The organism is Pseudomonas sp. 44 R 15 (assembly GCF_900004965.1).
In the GTDB taxonomy this organism is placed as follows: Bacteria; Pseudomonadota; Gammaproteobacteria; order Pseudomonadales; family Pseudomonadaceae; genus Aquipseudomonas; species Aquipseudomonas orientalis_A.
The window spans coordinates 61,023-69,201 of the sequence record NZ_CVTU01000108.1 but is presented as its reverse complement, the minus strand read 5'-3'; the positions used below and the strand labels follow the sequence as shown (position 1 = coordinate 69,201).

At 61.6% G+C, this 8,179-nt stretch carries 8 protein-coding genes; 5 read left to right on the top strand and 3 right to left on the bottom strand.

Annotated elements, in window-relative coordinates; translation table 11 throughout:
• Window positions 1-216 precede the first annotated feature (216 nt).
• Entirely contained in the window at window positions 217-759 is a 543-nt protein-coding gene (gene orn, locus BFP93_RS19750) for an oligoribonuclease (RefSeq protein WP_065886529.1), read from the bottom strand.
• Window positions 760-867: 108 nt separating this feature from the next.
• Between orn and rsgA the strand changes: the two genes are divergently transcribed.
• Both rsgA and BFP93_RS27770 read left to right on the top strand, forming a co-directional pair.
• Entirely contained in the window at window positions 868-1,899 is a 1,032-nt protein-coding gene (gene rsgA / locus BFP93_RS19745) for a small ribosomal subunit biogenesis GTPase RsgA (protein ID WP_065886530.1), read from the top strand.
• Window positions 1,900-2,185: 286 nt separating this feature from the next.
• The gene (locus tag BFP93_RS27770; RefSeq protein WP_083203225.1) at window positions 2,186-2,581 is read left to right on the top strand and encodes a type II toxin-antitoxin system PemK/MazF family toxin; all 396 of its coding nucleotides are present in this window, start codon (window positions 2,186-2,188) and stop codon (window positions 2,579-2,581) included.
• A 60-nt stretch (window positions 2,582-2,641) separates the two neighbouring features.
• Here the strand turns inward: BFP93_RS27770 and motB are convergent, their stop codons facing one another.
• Both motB and motA read right to left on the bottom strand, forming a co-directional pair.
• Entirely contained in the window at window positions 2,642-3,664 is a 1,023-nt protein-coding gene (gene motB, locus BFP93_RS19735) for a flagellar motor protein MotB (RefSeq protein WP_065894492.1), read from the bottom strand.
• Between the two features lie 3 nt (window positions 3,665-3,667).
• A complete protein-coding gene (gene motA, locus BFP93_RS19730; protein ID WP_065886533.1) occupies window positions 3,668-4,519 on the bottom strand; it encodes a flagellar motor stator protein MotA in 852 nt (283 codons plus the stop codon).
• Between the two features lie 167 nt (window positions 4,520-4,686).
• On the opposite strand from motA, the gene BFP93_RS19725 reads away from it, so the two are divergent.
• The 3 genes from BFP93_RS19725 to asd are packed head-to-tail and all read left to right on the top strand — an operon-like array spanning window position 4,687 to window position 7,971.
• Window positions 4,687-6,222: an HDOD domain-containing protein gene (locus BFP93_RS19725; protein ID WP_065894490.1), complete on the top strand. Its 1,536-nt coding sequence runs from the start codon at window positions 4,687-4,689 to the stop codon at window positions 6,220-6,222.
• A gap of 57 nt (window positions 6,223-6,279) precedes the next feature.
• Window positions 6,280-7,095: a thiosulfate sulfurtransferase gene (gene rhdA, locus BFP93_RS19720; RefSeq protein ID WP_065894488.1), complete on the top strand. Its 816-nt coding sequence runs from the start codon at window positions 6,280-6,282 to the stop codon at window positions 7,093-7,095.
• Between the two features lie 15 nt (window positions 7,096-7,110).
• The gene (gene asd, locus BFP93_RS19715; RefSeq protein WP_065894487.1) at window positions 7,111-7,971 is read left to right on the top strand and encodes an archaetidylserine decarboxylase; all 861 of its coding nucleotides are present in this window, start codon (window positions 7,111-7,113) and stop codon (window positions 7,969-7,971) included.
• Window positions 7,972-8,179: the final 208 nt, after the last annotated feature.

The window sequence follows — 8,179 nt, the reverse complement described above, 5'->3', positions numbered from 1 at the left end:
GCCTGCGTTCGGCCAGCGTGGTTTAACGGGGCGCCTGAGATCAAGATCAAAAGCCAGATCAAGAGCGGCTCGCTTCGCATCGTGGTTGCGGTTGAGCGCTGCTGAGTTGTGTAGATACCTATGCCCCGATAAGGGAGTGTCAGTCAATGAATCCGGGCCTGACACACCGCCATCGGGGGCAAGCCCCCTCCCACATGTCCAGCGGTCGCGCCGATTTCAAGCCTTGATGAAATGCTTGCGGTAATGCTGCAACTCGGCGATCGACTCGCGGATATCGTCCAGCGCCAGGTGCGTGCTGCCCTTATGGAAGCTGTCCTTGACCTCCGGCGCCCAGCGCGCGGCCAGCTCCTTCAAGGTCGACACGTCCAGGTTGCGATAATGGAAGTAGCTTTCCAGCCCCTTCATATGCGTATAAAGGAAGCGCCGGTCCTGGCAGATGCTGTTGCCGCAGATCGGCGACTTGCCCCTGGGTACCCATTTTTCCAGGAAGGCGATGGTTTCGGCTTCGGCCTCGGCCATGCTGATGCGGCTGTCGCGTACCCGCTGGGTCAGGCCCGAGTTGCCATGGGTGCGGGTATTCCACTCATCCATGGTGGCGAGCACGGCATCGCTGTGGTGAATGGCGATCACCGGACCTTCGGCCAAGGTGTTGAGGTTGCTGTCGGTGACAATGGTCGCCATCTCGATGATGACGTCGGTGTCGGGGTTCAGACCGGTCATTTCCAGATCGATCCAAATCAGGTTCTGTGGGTTTTGCATGGCTTGATTCTCTTGGCACCTTGGCGTAGCTGCGCAGTTTAGCAGGCGGCGCCGTGCTAGACTCGCGACCGTTTTACCCAACTTTTGCATTATCGACACGGAACACCAATGGCCAAACGCCAGCTCAATCGTCGCCAAAACTGGCGCATCGAAAAGATTCAAGGTGAACGCGCAGCGCGCGCCGCCAAACGTGAATCCTCCGCCGTGGAAGCGCTCGAGGGCGGCGACCTGGGGCCCGAACAAACCGGCCTGGTGATCGCGCACTTCGGCGTGCAGGTCGAAGTCGAGGCGCTGGAAGGCGAACTCGCAGGCACTGTGTCCCGCTGCCACCTGCGCGCCAACCTGCCCGCGCTGGTAACGGGCGACAAAGTCGTGTGGCGCGCCGGCAACCAGGGCATCGGCGTGATCGTCGCCCAGTTGCCACGCAGTACCGAACTGCGCCGCCCCGACAGCCGCGGTCAGCTCAAACCGGTGGCGGCCAACGTCGACATGATTGTGATCGTGTTCGCGCCGCTGCCCGAGCCCCACGCCAACCTGATCGACCGCTACCTCGTCGCCGCCGAGCATGCCGGTATCCGCCCGCTGCTGCTGCTGAACAAATTCGACTTGATCGATGAACAGAATGCTCCGGCGCTCAACGCTTTGCTGGCGGTCTACCGCACCCTGGGCTACCCGGTGCTGGAAGTGTCGGCCCATCACGGCAACGGCATGGAACAGCTGCAACAGCAGTTGGACGGGCGCATCAGCGTGTTTGTCGGCCAGTCGGGCGTGGGCAAGTCGTCGTTGGTCAACAGCCTGCTGCCGGAAGTCGACACCCGCGTCGGCCCGCTGTCGGAACTGTCCGGCCAGGGTACGCACACCACCACGACCGCACGGCTGTTCCACTTCCCCGGTGGCGGTGAACTGATCGACTCCCCGGGCATTCGTGAATTCGGCCTCGGCCATGTCAGCCGCAGCGACGTGGAAGCAGGCTTCATCGAGTTCAACGACCTGATCGGCACCTGCCGCTTCCGCGACTGCAAACACGACCGCGAGCCGGGCTGTGCACTGCTCAAGGCGCTGGAGGATGGCCGTGTGCAGCAGCAGCGGATGAACAGCTATCGGTCGATTATTGCGAGCTTGCCTGAGAGCAGTTATTGACGGTCAATTTCTTGATACACATAAACCAGGGTGCTGAACGCCCTAGCCCATTGATTTAACAGGAGCAGGCATCAAGAATCCGGGTCAACTGGGTGGCTGATACACACACGCCAGCTTGTATTCGGATTTCCTGATGCCCATAATTGCTCCGTCACCAGCGAAAGCTGGCAGGAGTCTGGATCCTTTTCGGAGTTGATCCAGCGGCGCAGAAGGGGCGAAGCAAGCTCCGCTGCGTGTCGAATGAAGCCGCCTTCGGGCGGCTTTGCTTTTTGTGGGGAATTAACGGTTGGCTCTCTACTATCACCCCAAACAAGGCGATGTACTGCTGTGTGACTTCACACGAGGTTTTGTAGCGCCAGAGATGTTGAAGATCCGTAAGGTCGTAGTGATATCCCCAACCTCTACACATAATCGCAAGCTGTGCACCGTTGTGCCGATTTCCTCGACCGCACCAGAAATCCAGTACGACTGGCACCCTCTACTACGCGCCAACCCACTTCAATCCGACGGTTATAAAGAGCTGTGGGTGAAATGCGACATGATTTACACCGTCAGCTTCGAACGCCTCGACAAATTGCATAGAAAGACTCGCGCCAAGGGTCGAGAGTACTTCGTACCACGCCTGTGCGCTGATGATATGCGCGGCGTAATCGGTGGTATCAAAGCGTACCTGCCACTCTGACCACACATGAAAAAGCCCCGAATGATCGGGGCTTTTTCATGTGTGGCTTATAGAAGCCGCTTACGACCCCGGCGCCGGCGCAGGCACCGTCGGGTCCTTCACCCCACCGTCATCAAACAGGTTCAGCTTTTGACGCAGCTCATGGGCCGGCAGCGGCTCCTGACCTGGCGGGAGCGCGTTCGGGTCCGCCGGCACTTCACCGGGGGCGCCCTCACCCTGTGCAGGCGGTGGCGGCGGCTGATCGCCCTCAATCGCACGCTGGGCCTTTTTGGTCAACACAACGATATCGATACGCCGGTTGATCGGGTTGAACGGATCTTTCGGATCAAACAACTGCGATGACGCAAAGCCCACCACCCGCGCCACTTGCGGGTCCGGATAGCTGCCGGCCACCAGCGCGCGGCGGGCGGCGTTGGCGCGGTTGGCCGAGAGTTCCCAGTTGCCGAAGTCGCCCTGCCCCGCATAGGGCTTGGCATCGGTGTGGCCGCTGACGCTGATCTTGTTCGGCACCGCCTTGATGGTGTCGGCCATGGCCAGCAGGATATCTTCGAAGTACGGCTTCAAGCGCGCGCTGCCGGAATCGAACATCGGCCGGTTGGCGGCGTCGGTGATCTGGATACGCAAGCCTTCCGGAGTGATCTCGAAGGAAATCTGATCCTTGAATTTCAGCAGTTGCGGGTTTTCCTCAACCTTGTTCTGCAGTTCCTGCAGCAACAGCTCCAGGCGCTCTTTCTCGACCTGTTCGGCCATGGTTTCGACCTGATCGCGCTCGATCGGGATTTTCTCCTGAGGCGATTCGGTCTCAACTTCCGGATTGATGGTGCGCTCCGGCGCCAGCTGCGGCGAGCCGCCCAGGTCGATCACGAAGGGTGTACCACTTTCCGAAAAACCAATCGGGTCCTTGAAGTAACCCGCAATGGCGATCTTCTGTTCAGGGGTGGCGGTGGACATCAGCCACAGCACCAGGAAGAACGCCATCATCGCCGTCGCAAAGTCGGCGAAAGCGATTTTCCAGGCGCCGCCGTGATGCCCCGCGGCGAAGCGCTTGACGCGCTTGATGATGATCGGCTGGTTGTTTTCCATGGCTTAGCGACCGCGAACCGCTTGTTCCAGCTCGGAGAAACTTGGGCGATGTTTCGGGTACAAGACCTTGCGCCCGAACTCCACTGCCAGCGACGGCGGCATGCCCGACGCCGAGGCGACCAGGGACGCCTTGATCGCTTCGTAGAGGTTGATTTCTTCCTTGGCGTCATGCGCCAGGGAGGTGGCGAGCGGGCCGAAGAAACCGTAAGCCGCCAGGATACCGAAGAAGGTGCCCACCAGCGCCGCACCGACGTGCATGCCGATGGCCGCCTGATCGCCCTCGCCCAGGGAGGCCATGGTCACCACGATACCCAGTACCGCCGCGACAATACCGAAACCCGGCATGCCGTCGGCAATCCCGGTCACGGCGTGGGAAGGATGCTCCAGCTCTTCCTTGAGGCTGAACAGCTCCATGTCGAACAGGCCTTCGAGCTCATGGGGCGCCATGTTGCCGGAGGACATGATGCGCAGGTAATCGCAGATATACGCGGTCATGCGCTCGTCCTTGAGCACGGCCGGGTACTTGGCGAAGATCGGGCTGGCGGCGGCGTCTTCGATATCCCCTTCGATGGCCATCATGCCTTCGCGGCGGCTCTTGTTGAGGATCTCGTAGACCAGCCCCAGCACTTCCAGATAGAACGTGTGGGAGAAGCGCGAGCTGAACATGCCCAGCGACTTCTTGATCACGTGCATGGTCATGTAGCCCGGGTTGGCCTGCAAGAAGGCACCAAAGGCGGCGCCGCCGATGATCAACACTTCGAAAGGCTGAATCAGCGCGGCAATTTTACCGTGGGACAGGACGTACCCGCCGAGCACACTTGCGATGACGACAATGATGCCGATAATTTTAGCCATAGGGGATCTGTACTTGCGCCGTCGGGTTCATGGACATAGTGGGTGCAGCTGAAAAACTCTTGTTCTACTTATCGGCGAAACTGCGCCAGACTATAGCCCGTTAAGGCGAAAAGCCAATTCAGCCCGTTACGGGTGTGTTGAACACATATGATGATCGCGCCCCAATCATGGCTAATGAAACGACAGTCCCAACTGCAAGACCCACCACCCTCGCCGCCTGGATCCAGCGCCTGGACGACGTGCTGCTGCCCGTTCCCCAGGCCAGCCATGAGCGCGTGTGCAAAGCGATCCGCGACAGCCGCAGCTCATTGAGGGACATCGCCGAGCTGATGCAAGACAGCCCGGCCCTGGTGCTCAGCGTGATGCGCGAGGCCAACAGCCACACCCACGGCAGCCTGGCGGAACCGGCGGAAAACCTCGAAGTGGCGCTCAATCGCCTCGGCCTTAAACGCGCCGAAGAACTGCTGGTGCGCCTGCCGTCAGTGCCGGCCCGCGAGATTCCCGTCGCGCTGCGCCAACTGCTGCTGGTCAGCCAGCACGCGTCCCAGCAAGCCAACGGCCTGTTCGGCAGCCGCCTGGCGCGCCTGTGGCAGGATATCCATTGGGGCAGCCTGCTGTTTCTGTCACCGTTGTGGCCGATGGCCGTGGCCTACCCCAAGCTGCTTGAGGAATGGGAGCTGCGGGTGATCCACAAGGGCGAGTCGGCGCGCAAGGTCGAGCAGCAAGTGTTCGGCGTGCGCCTGCTGGACCTGTGCCTTGGCCTGACTGCGGCCTGGCACCTGCCGATCTGGGTATCCCAGGGCTATAACCTGCTGCTGGGCGAGCGGCGTCTGCTGGTCAAGGCATTGCGTATCGCCCGCGAAGACGACCCGCTGCGCCACCAGCAGTTACTCGACGCCGAACCCAACCTGCGCCGCTGGCTGAATCAGCCGGCCAACACGGTGCTGTTGGCCAACGGCCTGGCGCTGTCGGCGCAGGAGTCCTGGACCTGCCCGCACACCGAGCGCTGGCAATACCTCACTGCGCTGTACCTGCAAGAGCCACTGGGCGATGTGCAGCAGCAGGTTCACCAGCAAGCGGTCACCAGCGCCCGCAGCACCCTGATGCCTGATCTCTGGCACCCGGCGCTGTCGCTGATCTGGCCGTGGCACGTGCAAAAAGTCCATCGTGGCTTGCTGCCCGCGCCGCCGCCCACGGCTGAAGCACTGGCGCTGTGGCGCAACCGTTGCACGGAGCTGCTGGTCGAGCCGAGCCGCTTTGCCAATGCGATGCACCTGACCACGTGCGCCAAGGAAGCCCTGGTCGCCAGCGGCATGCAGCGCGTATTGCTGTTCATGGCCGATCGCGCCTTGAGCACCTTGCGTGTGCATCAGGCCGATGGCTTGCCGAAGGACGCCGCCAACCTGAGCCTGGATGTGGTCAACAGTACATTGCTGCAACGCTTGCTGGAAAAGTCCGCCCAGGTGCGTCTCGGTCCTGACAACCATGCGCAGTTCGCCGCCCTGCTGCCACCGATCCTGCGCCGCCTGTTTACCGGCGAGCACCTGCTGTTGCGCTCGCTGAGCTGTAATGGCCGCGTGGTCATGCTGATGGTGGCGGACCAGGGTGGCGGGCCGTTCTCGGAAACCACCGTGCAAGCCTTCGGCAAAACCGCGCAATGCGTCGAAAAAGCCCTGCACAGCTTTACCAACCGCAGCGCCTGATGCTTGCGCTACAATCGCCCTCCTTTATCGCCAACATTTGTGCCCAGGAGACCTCACATGCCTGACTTCTCTGGCTTGCCGCTGGTGATCGAATGCAGCGACCTGCAAGGTCGCCTTGATGCCGAACACCTGATTCTGGTGGACCTCACCAGTGCCGCCCGCTACGCCGAAGGGCATATCCCCGGCGCGCATTTCGTTGACCCCAGGCGCACCCAGTTGGGCCAACCGCCCGCGCCGGGCCTGCTGCCAAACAAGGCCGACCTGGAAAAGCTGTTCGGCGAGCTGGGCCACACACCCGATGCCACTTATGTGGTGTATGACGACGAAGGCGGCGGCTGGGCCGGGCGTTTTATCTGGATGCTCGACGTGATCGGCCATCAGAAATACCACTACCTCGACGGCGGCCTGCTGGCGTGGCTGGACGAGAAGCACCCGCTATCCACCGAGGTGCCGCCCCCCGTCGGCGGCCCGGTCAGCCTCACCTTGCATGACGGCCCCACCGCCACCCGCGAATACCTGCAAAGCCGGCTGGGCGCGGCTGACCTGGCTATCTGGGACGCACGCGGCCCGCTGGAATACTCCGGTGAAAAAGTCCTCGCGGCCAAAGCCGGGCACATCCCCGGCGCCGTGAACTTCGAGTGGACCGCCGGCATGGACACGGCGCGCAGCCTGCGCATCCGCCGCGACATGCCGCAAATCCTCGAAGACCTCGGGCTGACCCGCGATAAAGAAATCATCACCCACTGCCAGACCCACCACCGCTCTGGCTTCACCTACCTGGTGGCCAAGGCGCTCGGTTATCCACGAGTCAAAGGTTATGCCGGTTCCTGGGGCGAATGGGGCAACCACCCCGACACCCCCGTTGAGATTTAAGGTTTAAGGACAGTTATGAAAAAGCAGTTGTTTATCCTCAGCCAGTATTTGCTGCCACACCACTTGCTCTCGCGCCTGGCCGGCTGCATTGCCGAGTGCCGTGTGCGCTGGTTCAAGAATGCCTTCACCCGCTGGTTCGCCAAGCGTTACCAGGTGGACATGTCCCAGGCGCTGGTTGAAGACCTGACCGCCTACGAGCACTTCAATGCCTTCTTCACCCGCGCACTGAAAGACGGCGCGCGCCCACTGGATCAAAGCCCAGGCGCCGTACTGAGCCCGGCCGACGGTGCCGTCAGCCAGCTCGGCCCGATCGAACATGGCCGTGTGTTCCAGGCCAAGGGCCACAGCTTCAGCGTGCTGGAACTGCTGGGCGGCGACGCTGCGCTGGCTGCGCCGTTCATGGGCGGCGACTTCGCCACCATCTACCTGTCGCCCAAGGACTACCACCGGGTGCATATGCCACTGGCCGGTACCTTGCGCGAGATGGTCTATGTGCCAGGGCGAATTTTCTCGGTGAACCAGACCACCGCCGAGAACGTACCGGAACTGTTTGCGCGTAACGAGCGGGTGGTCTGCCTGTTCGACACCGAACGCGGGCCGATGGCGGTGGTATTGGTGGGCGCGATGATCGTGGCCTCGATTGAGACCGTATGGGCCGGGCTGGTAACGCCGCCCAAGCGCGAACTGAAAACCTTTCGCTACGACGAAGCTGCCCGTGCGCCGATTCACTTGGAAAAAGGTGCGGAGCTGGGGCGCTTCAAGCTGGGTTCGACCGCTATCGTGCTGTTCGGGCCGGATCAGGTGAAATGGACCGAAGCGTCGTTGGCAGGCTCGCCCGTGCAGATGGGCCAGGGTATTGCCCTGCCAAAAGCCTGATTCAGGCACTGTGAAGAACCAAATGTGGGAGGGGGCTTGCCCCCGATGGCGGCCTCTGGGCCGATCAGGATGTTGGATTGGACCGAGTACATATCCGTTTCTGCGGTAACGGCGACTTAGGGTTCCGCCCTGACGGCGGCTCACTTTTGAAAAGCGCAAAAGTAAGCAAAACGCTCTTGCCCCACCACTCGGCACCTCGCTTGGGCTC